Origin of the sequence: Akkermansia sp. AE01SA01, assembly GCF_036417395.1 — a bacterium.
Lineage (GTDB): Bacteria > Verrucomicrobiota > Verrucomicrobiia > Verrucomicrobiales > Akkermansiaceae > Akkermansia.
In genome coordinates this window covers 371,724-397,969 of record NZ_CP143890.1, presented here as the reverse complement: position 1 = coordinate 397,969, position 26,246 = coordinate 371,724, and the positions used below count along the sequence as shown (strand labels likewise).

General features: G+C 55.2%; 15 protein-coding genes. 6 read left to right on the top strand and 9 right to left on the bottom strand.

Features of this window, described 5'->3' with window-relative positions:
* Positions 1 to 238 precede the first annotated feature (238 nt).
* A complete protein-coding gene (locus V3C19_RS01605; protein WP_295934103.1) occupies positions 239 to 2,635 on the bottom strand; it encodes a glycoside hydrolase family 95 protein in 2,397 nt (798 codons plus the stop codon).
* Between the two features lie 198 nt (positions 2,636 to 2,833).
* On the opposite strand from V3C19_RS01605, the gene V3C19_RS01600 reads away from it, so the two are divergent.
* Complete coding sequence (locus V3C19_RS01600; RefSeq protein WP_130083602.1) at positions 2,834 to 3,991, top strand: hypothetical protein; 1,158 nt, start codon at positions 2,834 to 2,836, stop codon at positions 3,989 to 3,991.
* Positions 3,992 to 4,212: 221 nt separating this feature from the next.
* Here the strand turns inward: V3C19_RS01600 and V3C19_RS01595 are convergent, their stop codons facing one another.
* Together V3C19_RS01595 and thiH are read right to left on the bottom strand one after the other, a co-directional pair.
* Complete coding sequence (locus V3C19_RS01595) at positions 4,213 to 6,099, bottom strand: alkaline phosphatase family protein (RefSeq protein ID WP_161981319.1); 1,887 nt, start codon at positions 6,097 to 6,099, stop codon at positions 4,213 to 4,215.
* A 148-nt stretch (positions 6,100 to 6,247) separates the two neighbouring features.
* Positions 6,248 to 7,384, bottom strand: a complete 1,137-nt coding sequence (thiH, locus tag V3C19_RS01590) for a 2-iminoacetate synthase ThiH (RefSeq protein WP_130083604.1) — start codon at positions 7,382 to 7,384, stop codon at positions 6,248 to 6,250.
* A gap of 209 nt (positions 7,385 to 7,593) precedes the next feature.
* Between thiH and V3C19_RS01585 the strand changes: the two genes are divergently transcribed.
* Complete coding sequence (locus V3C19_RS01585; protein WP_295934100.1) at positions 7,594 to 8,502, top strand: uracil-DNA glycosylase; 909 nt, start codon at positions 7,594 to 7,596, stop codon at positions 8,500 to 8,502.
* Between the two features lie 214 nt (positions 8,503 to 8,716).
* Here the strand turns inward: V3C19_RS01585 and V3C19_RS01580 are convergent, their stop codons facing one another.
* On the bottom strand, positions 8,717 to 9,778 hold the full coding sequence (locus tag V3C19_RS01580; protein ID WP_295875198.1) for a tyrosine-type recombinase/integrase: 1,062 nt from the start codon (positions 9,776 to 9,778) through the stop codon (positions 8,717 to 8,719).
* A gap of 314 nt (positions 9,779 to 10,092) precedes the next feature.
* On the opposite strand from V3C19_RS01580, the gene V3C19_RS01575 reads away from it, so the two are divergent.
* Together V3C19_RS01575 and V3C19_RS01570 are read left to right on the top strand one after the other, a co-directional pair.
* On the top strand, positions 10,093 to 14,172 hold the full coding sequence (locus tag V3C19_RS01575; protein ID WP_295934098.1) for an autotransporter outer membrane beta-barrel domain-containing protein: 4,080 nt from the start codon (positions 10,093 to 10,095) through the stop codon (positions 14,170 to 14,172).
* A gap of 75 nt (positions 14,173 to 14,247) precedes the next feature.
* Positions 14,248 to 14,670, top strand: coding sequence for a hypothetical protein (locus V3C19_RS01570; protein WP_130083608.1), 423 nt, complete (start codon positions 14,248 to 14,250; stop codon positions 14,668 to 14,670).
* 160 nt (positions 14,671 to 14,830) lie between these two features.
* Here the strand turns inward: V3C19_RS01570 and ilvD are convergent, their stop codons facing one another.
* Complete coding sequence (ilvD, locus tag V3C19_RS01565; protein ID WP_295934095.1) at positions 14,831 to 16,507, bottom strand: dihydroxy-acid dehydratase; 1,677 nt, start codon at positions 16,505 to 16,507, stop codon at positions 14,831 to 14,833.
* A gap of 216 nt (positions 16,508 to 16,723) precedes the next feature.
* On the opposite strand from ilvD, the gene V3C19_RS01560 reads away from it, so the two are divergent.
* Both V3C19_RS01560 and V3C19_RS01555 read left to right on the top strand, forming a co-directional pair.
* Entirely contained in the window at positions 16,724 to 17,428 is a 705-nt protein-coding gene (locus tag V3C19_RS01560; protein WP_295934092.1) for a response regulator transcription factor, read from the top strand.
* Between the two features lie 12 nt (positions 17,429 to 17,440).
* The gene (locus V3C19_RS01555; protein WP_295934089.1) at positions 17,441 to 18,688 is read left to right on the top strand and encodes an ATP-binding protein; all 1,248 of its coding nucleotides are present in this window, start codon (positions 17,441 to 17,443) and stop codon (positions 18,686 to 18,688) included.
* Positions 18,689 to 19,037: 349 nt separating this feature from the next.
* Here V3C19_RS01555 and V3C19_RS01550 read toward each other — a convergent pair whose 3' ends face one another.
* The 4 genes from V3C19_RS01550 to V3C19_RS01535 all read right to left on the bottom strand — a co-directional run bounded on the left by V3C19_RS01550 (position 19,038) and on the right by V3C19_RS01535 (position 26,161).
* Entirely contained in the window at positions 19,038 to 20,579 is a 1,542-nt protein-coding gene (locus V3C19_RS01550; RefSeq protein WP_295934088.1) for a hypothetical protein, read from the bottom strand.
* Between the two features lie 265 nt (positions 20,580 to 20,844).
* On the bottom strand, positions 20,845 to 22,242 hold the full coding sequence (locus V3C19_RS01545) for a hypothetical protein (RefSeq protein WP_295934085.1): 1,398 nt from the start codon (positions 22,240 to 22,242) through the stop codon (positions 20,845 to 20,847).
* A gap of 15 nt (positions 22,243 to 22,257) precedes the next feature.
* Positions 22,258 to 23,679: a hypothetical protein gene (locus V3C19_RS01540; RefSeq protein ID WP_295934083.1), complete on the bottom strand. Its 1,422-nt coding sequence runs from the start codon at positions 23,677 to 23,679 to the stop codon at positions 22,258 to 22,260.
* Positions 23,666 to 26,161 carry a two-component regulator propeller domain-containing protein gene (locus tag V3C19_RS01535; protein ID WP_330937128.1) on the bottom strand — a complete coding sequence of 832 codons (2,496 nt, stop codon included), beginning with the start codon at positions 26,159 to 26,161 and terminating at the stop codon, positions 23,666 to 23,668. Before V3C19_RS01535 ends, V3C19_RS01540 begins: the two co-directional genes overlap by 14 nt.
* Between the last annotated feature and the right edge of the window lie 85 nt (positions 26,162 to 26,246).

The window sequence follows — 26,246 nt, the reverse complement described above, 5'->3', positions numbered from 1 at the left end:
TCCCTGATCCGGCCGCACCGCAGAATCCATCCTCCTGCTTCTGGATGGAGCGCTTCCCATCATCCCGGTTTGAGGCCGCGTCTTCTTGATGCCCTTAATTGAATGACCCGGAAAGAAATACCCTGCGGGCCAACCCGCAGGGTAATGATGAGAACCGGAAACCGGACAGGGAAATCCCCGGCGCACCGCGCCGTCAATTCTCCACGCGCCGCTTCGGCCTTTGCTGAAATCCCAGATTTTAGCCCTTCCTGTCTGCGGCGGGCGCTGCCGCCGCCTTGGGTTGCAGCGGCAGGGTTTTCATGCGGGTCACGCTTCCGTTGACGCGCACGGGCACCACCCTGGGCTGCTCGGAATAAAGCTTCACGTTGCCCACCTTGCCGTTTTTCCAGGAGAAATCCACGGTAATGTTGCCGCGGGCCTTCAACCCCTTCACAGAACCGGACGGCCACGCATCCACGGGGGAAGGCATGATTTCAATGCCGCCTGCGTGGGATTGCAGCAGGATTTCACACACGCCACCCACGATGCCGAAGTTGCCGTCCATCTGCATGGGTGGGTGCGTCGTCAGCATGTTCGGAAGAGTATTGTACTTGAGCAGGCCCTCAAACATTTCATGAGCCTTGTTTCCGTCCCCGAAGCGCGCCCAGAGGGCCGTGCGCCAGGGCCACGTCCAGGAACGGCGGCTGTCGCCGGTCGTGCCGCGCCATTCCAGGGACAGGCGGGCGGCCTCCGCCAGCTTGGGCGTCTTGAGCTTGGTGATCTGGTTGCCGGGAAAAACGGCAAAGAGGTGGGACGTATGGCGGTGGTCCGTCTTGGGAATGCGGTCGATCATCCACTCCTGGAGGTTGCCCTCCTTGCCGATCTTGTTGCCGGCCAGCCTCTTCAGCTTGCCCTCCAGGCTCTTGGCCCAGGCGGCATCCTTGCCCAGAATGCGGGCGGCCTTGATCGTGTTGGTGAAAAGTTCCGCAATCAGCTGCTGGTCATGCATCACGCCGTCTTCACGGGGGCCGTGTTCCGGGGACCATCCGTCCGGAGCCACCAGAGTGCCGGCCTTGATGTCGGCCAGTTCCTTCTGCTGCTCTTCCTTCAGGGGCTTGCCGCCGGACAGGAAGCCTTCGCCTTTCGCGCCCAGTTCCTTTAAATGGTCTTCCCAGAAATGGCAGATCTCCTTCATCAGGGGATAAGCCTGTTTTTCCAGATACTTCCTGTCTCCGGTGAAGGCATAATGCTCCCATATGTGCAGGGCATACCAGGCATTGCCCGGAATGTTCCAGGCCCACCCGTTGCCGCCGAAGATGTTCTGGGAAGTGCGCACCGTCCAGCCGCGCACCGGCTTGCCGTCCTTGGTATTGAATTTTTTATTGGCCTGGGAGGCGTCCCGGCAGCCGGGAGCCATGGCTTCCACGTAATCAATCAGCGCCTGGTGGCATTCGGAAAGATTGGCGGGTTCCGCGCCCCAGTAGGCCATCTGGACATTGATGTTGTTGTGATAGTCGCAGGCCCACGGCGGACTCACGTATTCGTTCCAAAGGCCCTGGAGGTTTGCGGGAAGGGTTCCGGGCCGGGAGCTGGAAAGCAGCAGATAGCGGCCGAACTGGAACATGGTCTCCTCCAGGTCGGGATCGGACGGCTTATTTTTGTAGGATTTCAGGCGTTCCGGAATGGGAAGTTTGGCCACTTCCGGCTCAGTCTTGCCGAAGTCCACTTTCACGCGGTCAAACATGGACTTGTACTGGGCGATGTGCGCCTGTTTCAGCGCGGCATAATCCGTAGAGGAGGATTTGGCCGCATAACGGTCCAGCTTCTTGGAAGGGGCCTCCCCCTTCCAGTCTTTCTTGTAGTCCATCAGGTAGTCCGTCTCCATGGCGACGACAACCGTGCAGGAATCTGCGTCTTTCACGGAAATCCTGTCCCCGGAGGCGGAAACGGTGCCCCCCTTCGCGCGTACCAGGACGCGGCCTTCAAAATTCATGCCGTTCTTCAGGGTACCTTTCCACGTAAGTACGGGGCCTTTGGCGGAGATGTCCGCATCCACCTGGCAATTCACGGAAAAGTCCGCGTTGAAACTTCCGGGCTTGCTGGCGCGGTAGTTGATCACCAGGACATTGGCGGGGGTACTGGCAAAAGCTTCACGGTCGTAGGTCACGCCGTCGGATTTGTAATTCACCTTGTAAATGCCGTCGCGCAGGTCCAGGGCGCGGGTGAAGTCCTCCACGGACACGGAGGCGGGCTGGTCCCCTTTCTTGAAGTCCACGAACAGGTCGCCGAAAGGCATGTAGTTGCCGAACTGGTTGGTCCCCGCATTCGGACCGTAGCCGTAGCCGCCCCCCGGATTGGGACCGCCGGACCAGAGGCTGATCTCGTTCAGGGCAAAACGTTCACGGTTGGGGGCGCTGAAAATCATCGCGCCCACGCGGCCGTTGCCGATGGGATAGCCTTCCGCTTCCCATACGGCGGAGGGCTTCTTGTATTTGCCCAAGCTGCCGTCAGGGTTTTTGTCCGCCTGTGGATAGACGACCACGGCAGGCTTGTCGTCCCAGATCAGGTTGGAGGCGGAAGGCTTGTCCAGAGCGCTCCAGCCAAGCGATACCGCACTTACGGATAAAGCGGAGAAAAGAAGGGATTGAAGATGCATTGCTTTAATAAGACTCTCATAAAAATACCCTTCCTGCAATCTCTATCTTTCAGTCTTCTTTATTATCCATCCAAAAAAGGCCAGGACCGCAGCGGGAAGCAATATCCAGTCTCCGGCATCTTCAAACGCGCATGCCCTTCAAAAAGGAGGACAATAAATTTCCTTGCCTTTCCCCGGAGGCTTCATACCGTTTTCATCATGTTGAAACGGTTTGCTTCCATTCTTCTCTCCCTTCTCTTTCTCGGAGCTTCCGCCGGACTGGCCGATAGCAAGGTCACAGTCCCGGATATTTTGAAAAACCGCATTCCGTTGAAAAAAACGGAGCATCAACTCAACATCGTTTATTTCCTGGGCAGCGATACGGACCCCGTGCCGGACTACGAACGCCGCATCAGCGAACTGATGCTTTACCTCCAGCAGTTTTACGGAAAGGAGATGCAGAGGCACGGCTACGGAGCCAGGGCCTTCGGGATGGACATCAAGTCGCCCGGCCGCGTCAACATCATTGAATACAAGGCCGAGAATCCGGCCAGCCATTACCCCTACGAAAACGGCGGCGGATGGAAGGCGGCCCAGGAAATTGAAAAGTTTTTCAAGGCCAATCCGGACAAAAAGAAAAGCCAGCACACCCTGATCATCATGCCCACATGGAACGACGACAAGAACGGCCCGGACAATCCCGGAGGCGTTCCCTTTTACGGCATGGGCCGCTATTGCTTCGCCCTGGACTACCCCGCCTTCGACATCAAGCACCTGGGACAGCCGACCAAGGAAGGGAGGCTGCTGACCAAATGGTATGGCGGCCTGGCTCATGAACTGGGCCACGGTCTCAACCTGCCCCACAACCACCAGACCACGTCCGACGGCAAGAAGTACGGCACCGCCCTGATGGGAGCGGGCAACTACACGTTCGGCACCAGCCCCACGTTCCTGACCCCCGCCAGCTGCGCCCTGCTGGACGCCTGCGAGGTGTTTTCCGTCACGCCCGGCCAGCAATACTACCAGGGCAAACCGGAAGTGGAAGCCAAGGGCATTTCCATCTCCTTCAAGGGGGACCAGATCCTGATTTCCGGAAACTACAAGAGCCCGCAGACCGTCAAGGCCCTGAACGTTTACGTACAGGACCCTCCCTACGCCGTCAACCAGGATTACGATGCTGTCTCCTTCTCCGAACGCCTCGGGAAAAAGAGCGGAAAGTTCTCCATGAAGATCGACAGAAAGGAACTGGATGGGCTGAAAGACAACGAATTCCGCATTTCCCTCATGTTCGTGCTTGCCAACGGCCAGCAAATACAGAAGCACTTCAAGTTCCTGCGGGACGCCCTCCAGGACTACAAGGACACGGACAAATCCTGATTAAATCCTGGTTCCTGCGCCCTCCGTATGGGCGGACGGCAAGCTGAATCAAAGAAAAAGATTCCTTCTCCGGGCACTCATTCTCCCCGGCGGACTCCGGATACCCGTCTCATCCTTTCACCAGACAGGCATATGCACCCGGCGGGGAGGAACGTTATCAGAAACCATCCATCTCCGGAAAGCCAAGCGGTCATCCCGGCACACATCAGGGGAATCAATAATTATTCCTTCAGGTGCTTCCGCCAGTCGGAAGCGTTCTGATAGTAATAAATCGCTTCCTTTTCAAGCTCCTTCATGCGGTCGTCCGGGGCCACTTCATTCCCGTCCCGGTAGAATTCCGCGCCGCGCTGGGGCTTGAGCACCACCATGTCGTCCCCCCGCAGGTAGCCGATGTACTGGTAATTGCTCACGAAGTAACGGGAACGGTACGAGGGTTTCAAGGCATCCTTGCCGTAGAAGGAGGCGTCATAAGGCCATTTCAACAGGCCCAGAAGCGTGGGAAGCACGTCTATCTGGCTGATCGCCGTCTCCCGCCGTTCCGGCTTCAGCAGGGCCGGAGCGTAAAAAATGGAAAAGATGCGGTGCGTTTCCGGATTGAGCGATTTTTTCCCGGCGCTCCCGGCGCCGTGGTCGGCCACAAAAACGAACAGCGTGTTGTCAAACCAGGGCTTGCTCCTGGCTTCCTCCACAAAGGCCCCCACGGAATAATCCGCGTATTTCACGGCTCCCAGGCGTCCGGTGTGGGAGGGAATGTCAATGCGGCCCTCCGGATACGTATAAGGCCGGTGGTTGGATGTCGTGAACACCACCTGCAGGAACGGCACTCCGCGTCCGCAGGACTCATCCGCCTCACGGATGGCGCGGCGGAACAGGTCTTCATCACAGACACCCCAGATGGTGGAATGGGTCACCTCGGAATCATCCATGGAGTTGCGGTCCATTACCTGGAACCCGTTGTTCCCGAAGAAATAATTCATGTTGTCAAAATAGCCGTACCCCCCGTAAATCCATTTGAGGTCATATCCCTTTTCCTTGAAAATGGAACCGATTGTCCGGAGGTTTTCATTGCCCTCCCGCCGCACGATGGACATGCCTGGCAGCGGCGGAATGGAGGTGCTCACCGCCTCCAGCCCCCGCACGGAGCGGGTGCCCGTAGCATACGTGTTCGGGAAAAAGATTCCCTCCCGGCCCAGACGGCTCAGGCATGGGGTGATGTCCTCCCCGTCCTTCCGGCATTCATTCAGGAATTCCGCGCCCATGCTCTCCATAATGACCACCACCACATTGGGGCGGATGGCCTCCCCGGCGGGGCGTACCAGCCTCTTCACGCTTCCGGCGGCGGCATCCGGCACGGAAGTATCGTCTGCCGTGAATTCCGCGGCCAGAAATTCCGCGGCGTCCTGGTCCGGCAGGGTCTTGTAATAGGTCCGGTAATCCAGTTCATTCTTGATAAAGGCACTGAAAAGGCTGTAAAGGCCGTCCTTGGCCATTTCCGAATTATAGCGGTTGCCTACGGAATCCGCGTCCTTAATGTCCACCAGCCAATAACCGCCTGTGACGCAAGCCAGCAAAGCGGCCACCACGCAGCCTCGCTTCCATCCGCGGGGGGCCTCCGCATTCCCGGGAACCAGGAAGCGGCGCATGGTCCAGGCCGCGAGCACGGAGACGGCCAGAATGCCCAGCAGAATAGGAACAATGGGGTAGGATTCGTAAATGTTCCCGATCACCTCCTTGGTGTAAATAAGGTAGTCGACCGCAATGAAATTGAAACTGGCCTCGAACTCGTTCCAGAAAAAGGCTTCCGCCACATCTTCAAACAGGTTGGCCAGCGCAAACAGGAAAAACCACGCCAGGGTAATCCAGCGGTCCGCCCTGCCTCCGGCCTTGCTGCGGGGCAGAAGCCACAGGTAAATGGCATAGGGCAGAAGCCAGTAGCACATCGTGATCAGGAACTCCGTTATGAAAATATACCCCGTTTTCAGCAAAGGCAGAAAACCGAAATCCATGTTGCGGTATTCAAAAAACACCGTAAACAGGTTTTCCACCACTTCAATCCCGAACGCAAACAGGAGAAACGGCCAAAACCTGCCCCAATAATAACGAATCATGGCCTCCATGAAATATAGTGGAGGAAACAAGTCGTCAATGTCACATTACAGCATCAGGACAACAAGGCTGTCATCCGGTTTTTGAGCGGAACGCGTCTCCCCTCCCGGCAGGGAGGAACGTCCGGCAGGCGTCTAGAAAATTCCGGGATCAAACCACGTCCAGCCCTGAATCCCAATCCTTCCAGACGGGTTCCAGCCCGGCGCCCCGGATGGCGCAGACCACCTGTTCCGGAGAACGCTGGTCTGAAATTTCAAACTGTTCCGTCGCCTTGCAGCGGCCCTTCTTTTCTTCGGGCAAATCCACCCTGTTCCCCCGCACCGTCAGGTGGGCCGTGGCCGTTCCCACCCCCGTGTAGCCGCCCGGCTCCGTCCGGGCAATGGCGGACATGTGGGTCATGCCCAGATGCATCAGCGCGTTTCTCATGGGCTCCGGCTCACGGGTGCTGACGGACATGCCTATCCTGGGGAAGCAGATGCGCAGGGCGGCCATAAGCTGGACAAAATGGCGGTCGTCCAGCATCAATTCCGGATCGGGTTCATACTCGTAATTCCCGGCGTAGGGACGCATGCGCGGGAACGCCACGGAAAGCGCGGACTTCCAGCAATGCTTCTGCAAATAGTCCAGATGGGCGGCGAGCGCCATGGCCTCCCGCCGCCAGGGGGACAGGCCGAACAGGGCACCTATCTGAATGCGGCGGAAGCCGCCCTGGTAGGCGCGTTCCGGGCAATCCAGCCGCCAGTTGAAATTCTTCTTCATGCCCGCCGTATGCAGGGTTTCATACACCTCCCGGTTGTAGGTCTCCTGGTACACGGCCAGTTGTTCCGCCCCATGGTGGACGATTTCCGCATAGCGGTCGTCCGGAAGCGGTCCTATTTCCAGCCCCAGCGAGGGGATAAAGGAATGCAGCGCGTCCAGGCATTCCTGCATGTACCCGTCTGAAACGAACTTGGGATGCTCCCCAGCCACCAGCAGGATGCTGCGCAGGCCCAGCCCGTACAGGTAGCGGGCCTCCTGCACCACTTCATCCACCGTCAGGGTGGTGCGGATGATGGGATTGTCCCGGGAAAAGCCGCAATACTTGCAATTATTGATGCACTCGTTGGACAAGTAGATGGGGGCGAACAGCCGGATCGTCCTGCCGAAATGCAACCGGGTCAGCCGCCGGCTCTCCTGCGCCATCGCCTCCAGCCGGGCGTCGTCCACAGGTTCCAGCAGGGACATGAAACGGCGCACGAGGGGAGAGGGATGGGCCGTCAGTGTGCTTAATTCTTCAGAGAAGGGCATAAGGATAACTAATCAGGAATGAGAGAGGACCGATCCCTGTGCGGAATCTCCGCACCGTCGCCGGGAGAGCCAATTTGCTCCTTTCTGCACCGGGGATTCCATCCTTTACCGTGTCATTTCCCGGTACGGCGGGATTCCGGGAGAAAAAGGGAAGCTGCAAATCGTCGTGACAGACGGCCTTCCGTGGACTAATCTGGCCTTATCCTCCCATGACCTCCACGCCGAACAGCCTTTTCCGCCATTACCTTAATTCCCTGATCCAAAGGGGAACCACACGCGCCAGCCTGACGGAGGAGGCCCGGGACGTCCTGAGAACATGGTATGTAACCGCCAAAAAGGGAAGCCGCGCACATTCCCCGTCTTCCCCGTCTTCCCCGTCTTCCCCGTCTCCGCGACCAGAACCGCAACCCACAAAAACACCGCCCCCAAGTACAAATCCGGAGCTTTTCCCGGAAGAGCGGAAACCGTCTTCCTCCATCACGCTGCCGGAGGGAACAATGGAAGACAAGCTGCAATACCTCAGGGACCTGGCCCAAAACTGGAAGCCTGCACGGGACCTCAACTCCCTGCGGGATACCATGGTCTTTGCCACGGGCAATCCCCATACGCAGCTCATGCTGATCGGCGAAGCTCCGGGGTACTATGAAGAAGTGCAGCGGGAACCTTTCGTGGGACGGGCCGGGGAAAAACTCAACCAGATTCTGAAAGCCATGGGGCTTTCCAGGGACATGGTTTATATTTCCAACATCGTCAAATTCCGGCCTTCCCTGCCGAACCAGAGAACCAACAACCGCGCCCCCACGCCGGAGGAAATAGAAGCCTGCCTTCCCATCATCATGCATGAAATCCAGGTCATCCAGCCGAAGATGATCATTGCCCTGGGAGGCACTGCCGCAGTCGGCCTGCTGGGGGAACAGGGTTCCGTCAGTTCCATGCGCGGCAGGTTCCACGATCTCAACGGCATTCCCGTGCGCGTCACCTACCACCCAAGCTACCTGCTGAGGTCGGACAATCCGCGGGAAAAGCGCAAGGTATGGGAAGACATGCTGGCCGTGATGGAACGGATGGGCATGCCAGTCTCCGAAAAGCAGCGCGGCTATTTCCTGCCCAGGGAATAAACTCCCTGCTCCCTTTTACACATGCCGCAGCCAAACCGGAAGAACCCGGCGGCCTGCCCCTGATGCGCGTCAGCGTGCCGAGCGCCATTTGCAGAAACCGTGGGAATTCCACCGCAAGACGCCATGCGCCCCGGCTTTCATATTCCCTCCCGCGCCGTGTCCGAGCCGGGTACCATGAAGAAACGGCAAAAGCGTCCGGAACAGTCAGGCTTCCCTATCCATGGAGTTCCTCCTTTTCCGGCACTTCCCAGAACAGAGCCGCCCTCTCACGGCTTACTCCCTCCATATTCAAGTACCGTGCGCGCAGCAGGGCGGAGGAACGGTGCCCCATTTCCATCTGAAGCAGGGGGAAATCCCTGAACCATTTGGCATGGAAGGAAGCGTAGGTATGCCTCAGGACATCCGGCCTCCATGCCCCGAACCTGCCGCCGCTTCCCCACCCTGCTTTTTTCCTGAGCTGCCTCCAGCGCAGAAGCCAGTTCGATGGACATAAAATCCTGTTCCCTTCCGGAATGCCATACCCCGTCAAAAGCCGTTCCAGCACGGGCTGAACGGTAACATGGCGCGCGCCGCCCGTCTTGCTTGCCAACGGTCTTACGGAAATCACCCTTTCTTCCAAATCCACATCCCGCCACCGGAGGCGCGCCACCTCTCCCGGACGGATTCCGGCATACATCATGATCCAGACAGCAGGAGCGCAATCACGGAATTCGGGAGATTCCGCTGCGTTCCTCAGGCATTTTATCTCCTCAGGATTCAGTACGGCAATGACCTGCTCACGGAAGGAAGGAACATCCACCCGGGCCAGAGGATTTTCTCCGCACCACCCGCGCCGCAGTGAAAGACTCAAAACCCCGCTCATTACAGCCCTCGCCTTGTAACGCTGCCTCCCTGAAGAAAAGGCGGATTCCAGAAAACGCGAACAATGCTCCGGAGTCAGTTTCCTGACCGGGAAGTTCTTTAATTCCGGGCATCTGCGCATCAGCGCGCCGGTAAAGTACCTGATATCCCGCAGGGTGGCGGGGCGCCGCCCGCACTTCACTTTCAGCGTTTCATCCACGGCGGCCGCAAAGGATACCGTCTGTTCTCCGTTTTTCAGTTCCTCCGCTCCCAGCTCAATGGCCTTTCTGGCACGGCGCATGCTGCATCGGGAACCGCCGCAGAGCTGCACCAGCTCCAGAGCCAGGGTAGCCGCCTCCACTATATTCAGCCCGCTCCCTTTCAACAACATTTCCGCCGCCAAATATTCGGCGCGATTTTCGATATGTTCCCTCATTCGAGTAATGTAATTGTAAAATAATGTTTTATGCCTCACAGGATTGCCAATCCTGATAGCAAGTAAAAAAACTACAATATTTCATATTTTATGGCGGTTTTAGAATTAATTCATCATGTACAAATTTCAATCTATTTGTTAGATTAAAAACATCGACGCTCCCGTCCGGGAAAAAGGAAAGAGGACTTTCTAACAATATGTAAACGAGACAAATGCATTCACGAACACAGGATTGGCAATCCTGTATGTAGGTGTTGGGAAGAAAAAGGCATTTCTATCCTTTTTCTTCCCGATGAACACAAACATACCAAATCATGAATCCTCGTTTACCACTACCTCTGCGCCGGGCTTTACTGACAGCCATGTGCGCCCTTGGCTGCCAGGCTTTCGCAGCCGAATACACCGCTTCCAATCTGGAAGAATTCAAGGAAGCCTGGAACCAGCTTGCTGATGGAGATACGCTCAAGATCACCGGAACCATTGACTTCCAGGGAACGGACCTGACGGCATTGCCCGCAGACGCCCGCATCACCCTTGCCTCGGACGGCCATGGCACCGTCTCCAATTTCAACTACGGGGACATGTCCTCAGTCTCCATGCAGAATGTGAATGTAGCAGGGACGGGAACCGTCCGGGTCGGCAACATGACGGACGGCATGCTCAGCGGAACGGATGAAAGTGGAATCATCCTTTCCATAGAAAGCGGCTCCACCCTGGACGGCACATGGTTGTTACTGGAAAACAACAAGCTGGTAGCGGGTGACGGCGTCTTTCTTGACGGCAACAATGTCACCACCGGACATTCCACCTCCATAGAGACAAGAATCGACCCCGAAACGGGAGCCTTCATCTCCACGGTTGTCACCAATACTCCGGGAGAAATTGCCATGGAACTGGGAAAGGATGTCTGGATTGATGAAATGGACTTGTCCATGGACGACGGCGTCCGCGGTAAAATTGTCTCCCATGGAGATATTTCCCTGTCCGATTCCACTCTCATCTCCACTGGGGCCGTCAACACGACATCCGTTTATGAAGACGAAGATTCCAAGATCCTGATCGGCAAGTCGGAATCCGTGGGAGCCACGGGGGGCATCGATTTCAGTGCCGGCGCCGTTACGATGACTGATACCGATCTGAGTACGGCAGGAGACGGCGACCTCTATACCGGCGGCGACATTCTCCTGGGAGACGGCAGCGACATTTCCGCCACGGACCGGGCGGAAATCACCACGGGAGCCCTGGTGCTCGCGTCCGGCATTTCCATCCAGGACAACCAGGGCCGCTACCAGCCCGGAACCAGCATTCAGGAATCCATGGGGCTGTCCGGCGACATATTCATCGGCAGCAACAGCTCCATCGAAAATTATGATCTGGATGCCGAAGGCTCCATCTTCATAGGAAATGGCGCGGAACTGACCTCTGTCACGCTGGACGCCATTTCCGTGGAACTGGATTCCGTCTCCATCTTTGAAAAGGAAGACGGCTCCCGGACCGTACACATGACCACTGCCGTGGGCGACCAGGCCACTGTTTCCATCGGCGACCATTCCACGCTGAATGACGTGGACATTTACGCAGAGGGCGGAGACATCTACATTGGCAGCAACACCACCATCACCGGGGACAACGACCTTTCCGGCAGCCAGATGGCCGACATCTGGGCGGCGGATACGGTGGGAGATATCGACGATGAAGGCGTTTCCACCCGCGGGACCATTTCCTTTGAAGGAACGCTCAAGCAGGATGCGGAGGGCGACTACGTTCTGGCCTCCGGAGAATACAGCGAAGGCACCTACGGGGGCAGCATCGTCATCGGCAACAACGTCACCCTGACCATGACCACCGTCGCGGCGGAAAATACCATCACGCTGGGTGACAACGTCACCTACCAGGGAACGGAAGATGCCTCCGTTTACCACATGAGCGCCTTCAGCGACTCGGACAACAGCCTCATCCAGGCCAGCATCAGGGACACGGATGAAAACGGAAACATCCTCAACGGGACCGTCACCATTACGGAGCGTGAGAACAAAATCACCACGGGCCGCAACAATACGTTCATGAACAGCACGGCTCCGGGCAGGTCCGCCGCCATGGATATTTCCAGAGGGGGAGCCCTGTATGCGCATGGAGACATCGTGATCGGAGAAAACAACCGTTTCATTGACAACTCGGCCTCCGGGTCCGGGGGCGCCGTTTTTGCCCAGAACAACATTGCCGAGACAATGACCTACGTTGACGGGGAACGGACCTCCAAACTGACCACGGAAGTTCTGGACATCGTCGTAGGCAACGGTTCCGTCTTCTCCGGCAACCGGGCCGGAGTCAACGGAGGCGCCATCGCCTCCGAACTGACGGCCAACCTAGCCTGGCAGGAAGGCGACAATGTGGACGACCTTTTCGAAAACGAAGGAGCCAATATCTGGCTCGGTAAAAACACGGTTTTCACGGATAATACCGCGGGCAGCCTTGGCGGCGCCATTCACCTGATGGAAGACCGCCTTCTGGTCATCGACTCCGGTTCCTTCTTCGACGGCAACATGGCGGGAGGTGAAGCCAATGACATTTTTGCCGAAGATGGAGCTGCCATCGTAGTCAATACCGACGCGGACGCAACCACCGTCATCAACAGCGGCATTTCCGACGCCGACTATTTCACCCTGGATGACGATCCGGAATGGGTCCGCGGATCCGCCAGCCTGGTCCAGCTGGGAGGCGGCAACCTGCTCTATGGCGGCAGAGACCAGGAAGACAACGGATTCGGCGGCGACTTCCTCCAGTATTCCGGAGCCGGTTCCCTGATCGTGGGCCATGTGGCCGAAATTGACAACGAACTTGTCGTGGAAGGCGCCCAACTGGGCGTTGAAGACCTGACGGACTATGAAATCAACGGCAAGGGCATCATCCTGACGGACAATTCCACCCTGGCCGGCGATACGCTGGAACTCAACGGGAATGCCGTGGTGGAAGTGGGGGAAGGCTCCTCCCTGCTGCTCAACGACATCACGTTCAACGGCAATTCCTCCGTCAAGCTCTGGCACACTGACGAAGCGGGCAATGGACGGGATCTTACCCACACGGCCTCCGGCATCTCATCCGTGGACAACGTTACCATTACCGGGGCGGATGCGGCCGGGCTGCCCCTGTTCAACTCCGCCTTCGTTTCCACAACGGCCGCCGCCAATGAGGACGGCACCATCCGGCTGTCCCAGAACATGAAAGGCGTGGCTTCTCCCATGCAGGGATATTCCGGCAACGTTTCCGGAGTGGCGGCAGGCATGGAGCAGGTCCGGATGAACGTGCGGGACGGCTCCGCCGCCCACAGGTTCTTTGAAAACCTGCTGGGAACCTCCAGCGCGGATGCCGCGGCAGCCATGATCCAGTCCGTCAGCGGAGAAACCGTAGTCAATGCGGCCTGGGCCTCCAATGACGCCCTCAAGGGCTTTGCGTCCCTCGTCCGGACGCAGGGGGCACTTTCCGCAGCCCAGGGTCTGAACAGCCCGGCTGCCAGGCCCATGCAGGCCGTGGATGCCAAGGGTTCCCCCATCGCCATGGCTCCCGTAGCCTCCGGCCGCGGCTCCGTATGGGTTGGCGGACTGGGCTCCTGGACGGACCAGAACGCCCGCCACGGCATTGACGGGTACAAGTACGATGCGGGCGGCTATGCCGTCGGCGCGGACTTCAAGCTCTCCTCTTCCGCCCTGGCGGGGGTGGCCGTCGGCCAGTCTTTCGGCACTTTCCAGGACAAGGGAGGCTTCTCCAGCTATGATGCGGATTCCTTCATGGCCATGGCCTACGGCCGCTATACTCCCTCCCGCAACAAGAAACTGACCCTGGACGGATACGCCGCCTTCGGCACCACCTCCTTTGACGGAAACGCCCGCGTAGCAGATACCTCCGCCCATGGGGAGTTTGACGCGGACTCTTTCGGAGCGGCCGTTTACGCCACCTGGACGGAAGAGCTGGAGAACAAGCTGGTTATCGCACCCTTTGCCGGGCTGGAATTCATGACCGGGAAGACGGACAGCTTCACTGAAAGCGGTGACCTGGCACGCACCTTCAGCGGAGCCCGCGCCCAGAACTGGACTCTGCCCGTAGGCATTACCGTGTCCCGTACCTTTGCGGTAGGTACCAAGACCACCCTGACACCCGGAATCACAGTGGCTGTGGCACAGGACCTCAGCCGCATCAATCCCAAGGGCACGGTCGGCAGCGATCTGGGATCCTGGACGGCACGCGGCATCAATAAGGGGCGCACGGCCCTGCGCGTCAACGCCGGAGTCAGCGCCACCTTCGGCAGCCGCTGGAGCGCCCGCATCGGGTACTCCCTGGAAAGCCGAGCCGGCCTGACAGCCCAAGGCATCAACGGCTCCGTCAGCTACTCGTTCTAACGGAAAGCCGTTCCCGCCTTCCCGGTCTGCTACCCGGCCGGGAAGGCAATTTTTTACTTGGACATATTCTTTTCCATGAACTCATCAACCTCAATCCGCCCCGCCATTCTTCTGGGCTGCGCATGTCTGCTGGCTTCCTGCGGCGGCGGTGCCGGCAAATCGGACTCATCCGCCGTGGCCCCTCCGCAGACGCTGGAAACAGACAGCACCATCGTGATGACGGACGGCCACGGCGTATCCTACAAAATCACCTCGTCCAGCACCCTGGAAACGGGTGACGGCATCTTTTCCGGAACATACACGTATGCGCCCGGCGCCGCTTCCGCCCGGTTTTCCATGACACTGACCGAGAAAGACCGCGAACATCCCCGGACCGTTAAAAGTTCCGGAGAAATGACCTTTACCTCCGCCACGGAAGGAACTTACAAGGTAACAGACTATGATTCCTCCGCCATGTCTCCGGTAGGCCTGGGCGGCCCCTTCAGGATCACCAGGTAATGCATGCTTTTTCGGTATTATGTTGATAGCGGAGCCGCTCCCCCCGAAAGGGAGCGGCTCTCTTTGTGAGGAGAATTCCGTGCAAATACAAAGCCGGGCGGAAATAAAAAACCGCTTTCCCCCCGACGAGGAAAGCGGCCGGAAATAAAACGGATGGCATTTATTCACCGCTCTGGAGAACGGCGCCGCGGCTGGCATTGGTGGCCAGCTTGCGGTAACGGCTGAGCCAGGAGGAGGAAACCTTGTTGTACGTAGGCTTCCACTCCGCACGGCGGCGTGCAATCTCATCTTCCGCCAGACAGGCATTCAGCATACGGTCCGAAATGGAATACTCAATGATATCCCCATCCTTCAACAGGCCGATAAGGCCTCCTTCCGCAGCTTCCGGGGAAATATGGCCGATGCAGGCGCCGTGCGTGGCTCCGGAAAAACGGCCGTCCGTGATGAGCGCCACTTCCGCGCCCAGGCCCTGTCCCATGATGTAGGAGGTGGGCGCCAGCATTTCCTGCATGCCGGGACCGCCCTTGGGGCCTTCATTGCGGATGACGACCACGTCGCCGGACTTCACCTTCCCGGCAAGGATGCCTTCACAGGCATCTTCCTGGGACTCGAAAATCACGGCAGGTCCGCGGAAACTCATCATGTCCGGGTGCACCCCGGCTTTCTTCACAACCGCGCCTTCCTCCGCCAGATTGCCGAACAGAATGGCCAGGCCGCCGTCTTTGGAATAGGCGTTTTCCAGCGGATGAATCACGGTTTCATCCGTGATTCCGCATCCTTCCACGGTTTCTCCCAGCGTCTTGCCGCTGACAGTCATGGCATCCAGATGGAGGGAGCCGGGAATCCTGGCGATCTCATGGATGATGGCGCTCACGCCGCCGGCGCGCAGCACGTCCTGCATATGGAAGCGGGAGGAAGGCGCCACCTTGCAGATGTTCGGGGTGCGGCGGGAAATGTCGTTGATGCGCTGGAGGTCATACTCCACGCCCGCTTCCCGGGCGATGGCCAGCGTGTGAAGCACGGTGTTGGAACTGCCGCCCATGGCCATGTCGATCGCAAAGGCGTTGTCAATGGCGTCACGGGTCACGATGTCCCTCGGCAGGGGGCCGTCCGCCTTCGCCATTTCCACGGCGCGGCGCGCGGTCTGCTTCCAGAACTCCTTGCGCTCCTCGGACGTCGCCAGCAGGGAGCCGTTGCCGGGGAGAGCCAGCCCGATCACTTCGCTCAGGCAATTCATGGAATTGGCCGTGAACATGCCGGAACAGGAACCTGCGCCCGGACATGCGCGGCATTCCAGGGAATGGAGTTCCGCCTCATTGATCTTGCCTGCCTTGAAGCGGGCCACGGCTTCGAATACGCTGTTCAGGTCCAGCACGGTGCCGTCTTCCGCCATGCCTGCGGCCATCGGGCCGCCGCTGCAGAAAATGGTGGGGATATTGCAGCGCAGGGCGCCCATGATCATGCCGGGAACGATTTTGTCACAATTCGGAATGCAGATCATGGCGTCAAACGCATGAGCGCTGAGCATCGTCTCCACGCTGTCCGCAATCAATTCGCGGCTGGCCAGGGAAAACTTCATGCCGCCGTGCCCCATGGCAATACCGTCACAGACGCCGGGCAGATTGAATTCCACGGGGGTGCCCCCCGCCTTGCGCACTTCTTCCTTGATCAGCGCGGCTACCTTATTCAGGTGAACATGGCCGGGAATCACTTCATTGAAGGAATTGCAAATGGCGATGAACGGGCGGCTCAAATCCTCATCCGTCATCCCCGTGGCGCGCATCAGACTGCGGTGCGGCGCACGCTCGAAACCTGCTTTAACTTTATCGCTTCGCATGGCAATATACTGTGGTGCGGGGCAAGTGTACCACATGACGGCGGGAAGAGAAGTTGAATCTAGGCCAGTCTTGCAAAACGGAAGCGCTTCCGTTACAATCCGTTCACGGAAGGAGCGGGCGCCCCGCTCCGATTCCCGTCCGCGGCAGGGAAATGTGAACAAATCGTCACACCTATTCTCAAGACACGGCAGCGCCTTCATCCTAAAAAAACAGCCATGGCAACCATCCTTATCGCTGAAGACGATCACGCCATTTCGGACCTCGTCGCCTACAACTTGGAACGTGCCGGACATGCCCCGGTGGCGGCCTACGACGGCCTGACCGCTCTGGAAGTGGCCCGCAGGGACAAGCCGGACCTCATCCTGCTGGACCAGATGATGCCGGGCATGGACGGGCACGGCGTGCTCCGGGAACTGCGCCGCGACAGCCGCACCCAGGGCATTCCCGTCATCTTCCTGACTGCCAAGGCACAGGCGGAAGACCGCATTCAGGGGCTGGAACTGGGCGCGGACGACTATGTAACCAAACCGTTCAGCCCCAAGGAACTCGTGCTGCGCGTGGCCAGCGTGCTGAAGCGGTGCGAACACACGCCGGGCAGCGTCATCGCGGAATACGGCCCCTTCACTTTTGACAAAAACGCCCTGAAATTCTACATCGACAAGGAAGAAGTGGACCTGACGGCCACGGAATTCAAGCTCATGATCTACATGATTGAGCGCGAGGGGCAGATCCTGAACCGCAATGATCTGCTCAGCTGCGTGTGGGGGTACAGCCACCAGGCCCAGAGCCGCACGCTGGACACGCACATGAAGCGGTTGCGCCAGAAGCTGGCCCCCTATGCGGACTGCATTGAAACCGTCCGCAGCATCGGCTACCGCTTCCTCCTGCCCGGACGCCGCCCTCCGCAGGAGCCTGCCTAACGTCTTCACGCCATGTCGGCCGTTGACTACATCCTCATCCTCCTGCTGCTGGCCTCCCTGTACCTGAACTGGCACTTGGCGCAAACATGCCGGTCAGCCATGAAAGCCAGGAAAAAAGCCCTGAGGGACGCCCAGCGCCTGCTGAAGCGCGGGGAGGAGGCCCAGGAACAGGCCATTGCGGACAAACGGCGCTTTCTGGAAGCGCTGGGGGAGGCCTTCCTGCTCATCGGCCCTTCCGGACACATCGTGCTGGCCAATACGCTGGCGCGCGAACTTTTCCAGGAAGAACGCCTGGAAGGCCGCAAAGTCGGCTCCCTGGTGTGCAACCAGGAACTTCTGGGCCACGTGCAGGAAGCCTTTGACACGGACGGCCCCGTCGCCAAGGAATTCACCCTCAGCGCCGTCAACTCCCCAGGCGGAGTGCAGAACGGCATCACCGCCTGGCATCTGGACAGCGCCGTCACGGACTCCCCCATCAGGGAAAAGCGCATCCTGCTGCGCAACGTCACGCAGAACTACCTCACCAACCAGATGCGCCGGGACTTCGTGGCCAACGCCTCCCACGAACTGCGCACGCCGCTCACCATCATCGTGGGATACCTGGAAAATCTGATGGAGGACGACTTGGTGGAGGAAAGCCCGGCCCTGGCCCGCAAATTCATCGGCATCATGCACCAGAACAGCCAGCGGCTCATGAACATCATTGAAGACATGCTCATGATCTCCAAGCTGGAATCAGGCCACAAGGCCATCCTGAAAGAGCAGTGGTTCCATATCACCTCCTGCGTGGACGACGTCTTCTCCCGCCTGGACTCCATCCGGGAGAAAAAGCAGGCCGCCCTGCACATGGACATTCCGCCGGACTGGGAACTCTACGGGGACCCCTTCTACTGGACGCAAGTCCTGTTCAACCTGGTGGAAAACGCCCTCAAGCAGAACACGAAGCCGGGCCTTTCCGTCACTGTGGCAGCCGCCAAAACGCCGGAAGCCTGCGTGATCACCGTGACGGACACGGGCGTGGGCATTCCCGCGGAAAGCCTTCCCTTCCTCTTCAACAGATTCTACCGGGTGGAAACCCACCATTCCTCGGAAATCAAGGGAACGGGACTGGGCCTCTCCATCGTCAAACGGGCCGTGGAAGCCCATGACGGCACCATCACCGTCACCAGCGTCCCCCATCGGGAAACCGCCTTCACCATCACCATTCCTCTGAAACGGTTCCGGGAAGGAGAAGAAGCGCAACGCGACGGCCGGCATTAAGCATATCTTGTTCCGCTTCCGCGGAGGAATCCACCATTCATGAATAAATTGCGGATGGGAAACAGAGCCCTCCCTCCCATGCTCCAGAAACGAATCAGCCACGAAAGAAGCAGAAAACCGGGAAAACTGATGGAAAGAAAGCAAAGCCCGATTCTTCCAGGAGAGAGGAAACAATCAAACTCACATTCCCAGTAAAGAGAAGCCATGAAAAAGCACGAGAGGAGAATTTGATTACTCCCTTTGCAACTGCGCTTCTGAGCAGAAATCCTCTGTTTCCGAACCTGGGAACTCTTTTCCCTCTTGCACCGGAAGGGATTTCAATCCCTATCCAGTCGCCGGTACCTGGTTGCTAGTGATTCCCTGCATGCGCTTCTGCATAACGCATTAGAATTTTCTTATCCTGAAGCTGGGCGGCAATTTTCAGCCCCACCTCCGCCATCTTTGCCCGGAGGATCGGATTATCCGTCTGGTTCAGCCATGCACTCAGGCAGCCATCCGCACGAGCCGATAATTGCCGGTCATTCCACAAGTCAAGAACCTGGCTGTAGAAACCCAGAAACTTCGCCGCAGTCTTTTCATGGCTCAGCAACGCAGAAATAGCCCTCTCCAGCACGGTGCAAGTCTGCACCCGCACTTTCCGGGCCGCCTTGTCCTGTTGATAATACTTCAGCCAATTCTTGAAAAAGGCATTTTTTGTTTTTACCTCATACGGCAGCTTTCCGGCCATATCCGGAATATCCCGCCGGGCCAGCGTGCAAAAATTGCGCATGTACACGTCCGCGGAAGCTCCGGATTCCTTCTTATCCAGCAGAAGAGGATAGATGGAATACCCGTCCGCCTTTTTCCAGTCCAGCCCCAGCTCCCGCTTCATGAAATGCTCCCACAGGCCGGGATTTCCAGGAAAAGCCTCCTTGAACTGCTGCATCAGCGCCAGCTTGTCTTTCTCTCCCATCTTCCGGGTATTCCTTTTCACCAGCACTTGCCAGGCAGGATAATTGGCGGAGTTTCTCTTCAATGCCTCCTTTAGCAGGGCATCCACCTTCACGGGATCGGAAGCCAGCAGGGACAAATAATAGCACAAATTGGACTCGGAAGCACCCTCCCCTTTCCAAAAACGGGTCAACGCCGTAACAACGGAAGGGGACCCTTTCCAGGGAACGCCGGAACCGCCCTCCGACCAGACCCATCCATAAATATTGTTCCCAATTTTCCATTCCCCGTCCGTCCCTTTCCAGACGAAAGCACAATGTCCCGGCTGGCCAATCGTATAGGAAGGAATGCCTTTGGCTCTCACAAAACCGGCCGCCCCCTTGGAAACGGCGCCGCAAACGCCGCCGTACTCCACGTAAATTTGCAGGGAAACAGGTTTGTTGTCGTAAAATGCCCCGCCGGCATGGACGCTGACTCCCTGCTTGTTCTTCATCCGGTAGGGAATAAAGGAACATCCCACAAATCCGGCATTTTGGGCTTTGAACGCTTTCTTCCGGAATGAATAATCCTGCGCCCAGGCCAGATCATCCAGCTGCTCGCTCCCTCGAAACAAAATGGCGAATTCCCAAGGTTCCAGCGTGATGAATTGAGGAAACAATTTTTTTTCGGCAAAAGACTTTTTGTAGAAATCATACCTGGCTAGACAGGCATCCTGATCCCGGAATGCAGAAACCAGCGCCGCTCCCAGCGCCATGTGAAGCCCCACTCCGGAAAGCTCCTTCCCTTCCTTTATCCAAATATCGCGTAAAACGGCTAAGGTATCCTTGCCGGAAGCGTGGGCAAAAACGAGTTTTTCAAACACTTCCGAATGGGCCAGCAGCCATTGAACGAATTCCTTGTCTTTTAGTTCATGAAGAATATAGGTTCTATCCTTCCCCACCAAGCCAAAGAAATGGGCCATGTAGCAAGCCTGGACAATCTCTTTGCCCTCCAACACGGATCCCACGGAAAACGGTTTATTCGTCTCCAATTTCTTTTGAACATATTGCCGGCACAGCCCGGCAATATTCCGCACATCCCCTCCCTCCATCTGCCATGCCAGACGTTGCTGAGGCAGATCTCCAGCCTCCATTCCACATGAAAAAATCAGAAATAATAATACCGACCGGAGCATCTTCTATTTCATCCTCTCTATGACTGTTGTTGAGGCATCATATCAAACTGCTTCACCTGATCTCTTCCGGCGTCTCATATAATTTGATGGCGTTTTTCAGCGCTTCATCAATGGCTCTGGCCAAAGACAGCACAGATACCTTCATATCCAGGCTTTTCAGCATTACGGCCGTATTGCCCCGCACGAAACAAATCCAGGCCTGTTCCGAATTGGGAATCGGGACTCCCAGCCCATTCAGCACAGGCTTCAGACACAAGTCATAATCTCCAACCAGGCCCGGGTGAAGGTGGGTCATTTCCGCCACTCTTTTGATATCTTCCTCCTTCGTTTGCGCGTCCACCTCTTTCCGGGCCTGCATCGAAAAAAGAGCGCTCATCGCAAGCTCCCGGGAAGGCAAATGGGCAATCATGTATTCCACAGGATATTCTCTTTCCTCTTTCTTGACAAAAAAAGTTCCCGTTATCCCATCTACATGTTTCTCATCATTTCCCTGTTCCGGGGTAAAAGGAATATCCATATGCTTCTTAATCCACTTAACAGTACCTACTCCCCTATTGATATTGGGAACGATTTTTTCACCCAAACGATCAGCCTTGTCAAACACAGCCTCCATATTCAAAGCTTTAATCATCTTTTCACCATACTCATAAAGGCCATCGCGAGCAGTTGCCGACATGCTTCCTCTGGTATTTTCCAACTGATGCATAAGTTGCTCCCTTTCCGGAAGGGATAGCTTACTCCATTTTTCAAAGCGTTTAGCCCTCTCAGGGAAATACCCTAATTTTCTGCCTCCTGCTAGTGCATCAAGAATTATTTTGGAAACAGGTAAAACTTCCGCATCTTTCATATCATACCAAAGTGATAGCCTGAGTGAAAAACCTTTTTTCTCAACCATATATGGGCGAATCAGACGCTTTTCCTTCCTAATCAGCATTTTAGTACCGTTTTTGTCTGCTTGATACATAAATTTTCCACCATGCTCATGTGGCATGCGCCTAATTTCCTCCATAAACTTTTCCATAGCCATCTGCCGGCTGTAAGTTCGATTCGAAGAATAATAAATCTCAAATTCAAAACATTTTTTCCCAAAAGAATCTACAACACTCCACCTTTTATCTCCTTTTTCTCCAATAACATAATATTTTAAAACACGCAGCCCAAAAATATTATTCACCAAAGGAGCTTTTTCCAAAGGAGCTTTCCCATCCAATTTTATCTCTTCATATAAATCACCTAATGTATTCTCCCTCCCTGTTGCTCCAGTATTTAATTTTACCTTTTCCCACACCATTCCCGGTTTGATTTCCCATGCAATGATCCGGGAATAAAAATCTTCTATCCCGGAAGGACAAGGCGCTCCGTGCATTGCTTCCTCTCCAAAGCAAGGGTACCCCAGCGCAAGAACCATTAAAAAAGAAGTACTTAGAATAAATTTAAATTTCCAGTTCATTTCTTTGTCTTTCTATTATTTCTGAAAATTAAATAATAAGTCACGGGGAATAGTGAATTCACTCCGATTCGTATTTTTAATTTCCTGATCAATAAAATCTTTCTCCCCCTTGTTCCTTGGACCGGAATCATAAGGAACTGGATTATGAACCATTCCTTTATAAAGGCAATAAGCATGGCCGTCTGACCATTCTTCCTTCGTCTTGGGGTCCTGTTCTTTCCAAAATACTTCTCTGCTGCTCACTTTTCCCTGTCCAAGCACTGTGGCGGTATATTGCAACAACGCTGCTGCTTCCGTACAAATAATCTGGGCTTTTCCTGTCTTGCACGCGTCAACCATCGCCTCAATAGATATTACTAAAGGACGTTTTTTCCCCTTGATGTACAAGGAATCCGTCTTCCCCTCCTGCGGATTGATATTCTCATAATATTTTTCTCCATGAGAAATGCCCCAACTAAGTTTATTGATGAACTCATCGCTGTTTTCAGCACCATCTATTCCCCATTTGTCAAAAGCTACACTTAATAAATTTTTCCATGGCCTATCCCCATTGCCCTTGTCCAGAAGGACATAGTACTTATCCACTTTCATTTCATTCTTACATGCCAGAGGAATCCCGTAAATGGAAAAAGACCATTTCACCTCTTCTTTATCTTTGGGGCCGCTCTGACATTTTTTTTCGATAATCTGAGTTCCCTCTATTTTTCCTTTCGCTTTTCCTTCCTCATCCACTTCAAATAGTTCTTCATTCGTTGAAAAAATTCCTCCCTCACATTTGGCGGTAATATTCTCCAGGGAGGTAGGCTTTACTTCAAATTCTACCTTATAAACAGGTTTCTGACCTGCATAGAAGCCAATGGGGGACTTGCCATCACCCGTTTTTTCGCCGTCTCTGACAAATTCCGGAGTCGGGACGGGATTGCCCTGAAATTTGTCTACAATGATAAAACCGTTTCCTCCACCCGATTCACTGAAGGTAGCGGATTTTATTTTAATAAGGGGTGCAACAGCCTTTTTGGCTGCTTGAGCATTCGCTCTTTCAGTCTTCTCATTAATAATGTCGGATCGGACCTTCACGTTGATTTCAAACTCTTTCCCCCAAGATTCTTCTGTCGTCGTACATACGGTTTCCTGCGCATGTTTATCCTTGATGCTGATTCCTCCTCCGGATTCCCATAAATATTTCCGCTCTGCCGTACATTCAACATACTCTCCTTTCGGATCAGCCTGGAATTTGGGCTTTGCCGTGACAGTTACCTGTGCCTGAGCCTTATCTGATGACCGGTCAAAAATAATGATTTCGCCACTGTCTCCCCCCAACTTGGTTCCTTCTTTTGCAACGATTTCAACCGAATAGGACCAAGGCCTGATTCCCTGCCCCCAGGCACATGGCAACAGAAAGCAACAACCTGAAAATAATAATTTAATTACGTTCATCTCCATTTTCCTTCAACCACTTCTTCATTTCTTCCACGGTTCGTTCCGGTTTAACAGGGGAATCCGGAAGATATTGTTTCCAGTCAATTTTCTTCGCGTGCATCTTTTTCACTTCCGCCACGGAAAAAGGAATTGTTTTTTCAGGGGCATATTGCGCCCATTCCCCCGAACGATAGATGGGATACATATCCTGCAGGCTTTTCCAGGCATCATCCATCTGTTTAAGGAATAGGTTTTTATCCCCGGAATTCCATATTTTCAATCTCCATCGCCAATTGGATTTGAGATTTTCCAGTCCGGGCAATGACAATAAATGACGGTACGCATAAATTCCCCGGCGCCGGCTACTGAAGATATCCGGTTCCTCCTGCTCCTCCATATTCTGGCTGTCTCCCCAACTTGCCAGCACATCCCGGGGAAGACTTTTTAATTCCTTCCTATCCCACGCAGGCGGAGCGGGTGTTTTACTCCCATACCAGAAAGATGTGCTTCTTGTATTGCGATGGCATTCCAACGCCGCCTTCGTTTCATCCAATGAAGACAGAAAAATTCCATTCAAGGTAACCGACGTTGAATAATTTCTGACAATTCTAATGTAATAATATCCTTTCCCATTCAGAATAAAGTTCTTGTAAACGCCTCCACCCGCAAAGGATTTTACCCGGCTCCGTGCCAAAGCAGGGAATCCGGTTATTTTTCTCACCTCCTCCATCAGATAGTCTTTCGGCAAACGGGCTTCTTCCAGAGACAATTTTCCCATGGCGGCATTTCCATGAAAATCCGCAGGGAATTTGCGTATCTCAATGATGTAATCCCTCAGGCTGTCGCGATAGGCCCGTTCAACCATAGGTCTTGGATCATGGAAATAGAGTGACAGCTGGTGCCTGCCTTCAGGCACTTCAACAAATGCACCCAAATCCGGCCCGTCAAAATAACGAGGATAATTCTCTCCGTCATCATCCCATTGGGCCAGAGTCCGGGTAGTACTTTCCGGACAATAGAGAATATTGCGCATTTTCGGTTCATTCGACCAGATAACAGAATATTTCATCCGGGTATCTCCAGGTTTTACATGCGGCCCTTTCCAAGGAATGCAGACATATCCCTGCTCAAAGTCATTCTCCACATCGCCCATCGCACTGTTCATAGCACATAACATGGCGTAACTGCGGCCGTAACGTTCGCACCAGTCCCCTTGGGTCGCCCAATCTTCATACCAGTAGCAAGCTTCAAATTTTTCTTTTCCGGACAATATCCCTGCCTTGTTTCCCGATTCCTTTATCTGCTGTATCACAGGAAGAACGGGCGGTCGGGGATGGACTGCGGAAATTTCTCCCGCCAGACTGGATGATGGCCGTAATGCCACTTTCGCGACCTTGACCAGGCCATGTCCGTATGTTCCCGCATACAAATCGCCCTCCGGCAATCCTACAAAGCATGTAACATACATGAATCCTTCCCCCTCTACTTTTTCTCTCAAGTCCACTTCACGAACCATCAGGGACGGCTCCTGGATAAAACAGACTCCCGATTCCCGGAAACCTGCCCACATCCCACCGGGAACCGGATAAAAACAAGTGATATAATCCTCCGGCAGCAACAGGGAATGTGACAACGAATTCGCTTTCCGATTTTTGGAATGAGCACCCTTATCCAACCACAGCCCTTCGTTTTTCTTTTCATAATCCATGCCCCTCAAAAATTTCCAGTCGGACAAACTCCGTCCGTAACCCAGCCCCGACATTGTTCCAACCCAGACAGATCCACCCGATGAGCAAACGGCATTACTAAAGTTGGAAGGCAGTCCTTTTCCACGCGCTTCCACAGGTTGGCGAAGACGCTGCTCCTTATCCCAATAAAACTTTGTCTGTACCATTTTCCAATCCGAATATCGGGAAGCAGGGGATGCATACCCTATGCCGTTTGTCAAAAAAGCAGCCCACAGCCCGCCCTGCTCATTGAAGGACAATGATACGATCTGATCCTCCGGCAAGCCGTTGGCACGTGTGAAGTCCTTCCATTCTTCCGTTTCAGCGGAATAAATGGTCAATCCTCCGGACGTAGCTATGGCTACATCACCATTCAAGGGAGACACCGCCAAAGCCGGAACACGCTCACCCAACAGGGCATTCTCCTGGTTATACTGCATCCAGCTTTCTCCATTCCAAACGGCCACGCCTTGATTATCCGTACCGGCCCAAATACGCCCCTGCCTGTCTTCCACCAAAGAAAGAAAATTGACCGTTCCCGGCAGACCTTTTCCCTTTTGTTTTTCCCAATGATCCGAATCATGAGAAAGTTTCAACAGTCCCTCTCCCTCCGTCGCCACCCACAGATCTCCTGATCTGCTGTACAGCGCGGCCACAACAAAAGCATGGGGACACGGCGGAATATCCCTCCCCAAAGCAACCGCTAGCAAGCAACAAAAACACAAGGCTCCGGCAAAGACAGATGTTGTTATTTTTTTACTTATTAGATACACATTCTATTTATGTGCAAATAAATCCTAAATGTCAACACATATGCCTTAAATTAGCAAAATAAAATCAAATTGTTCCCATGAAGCC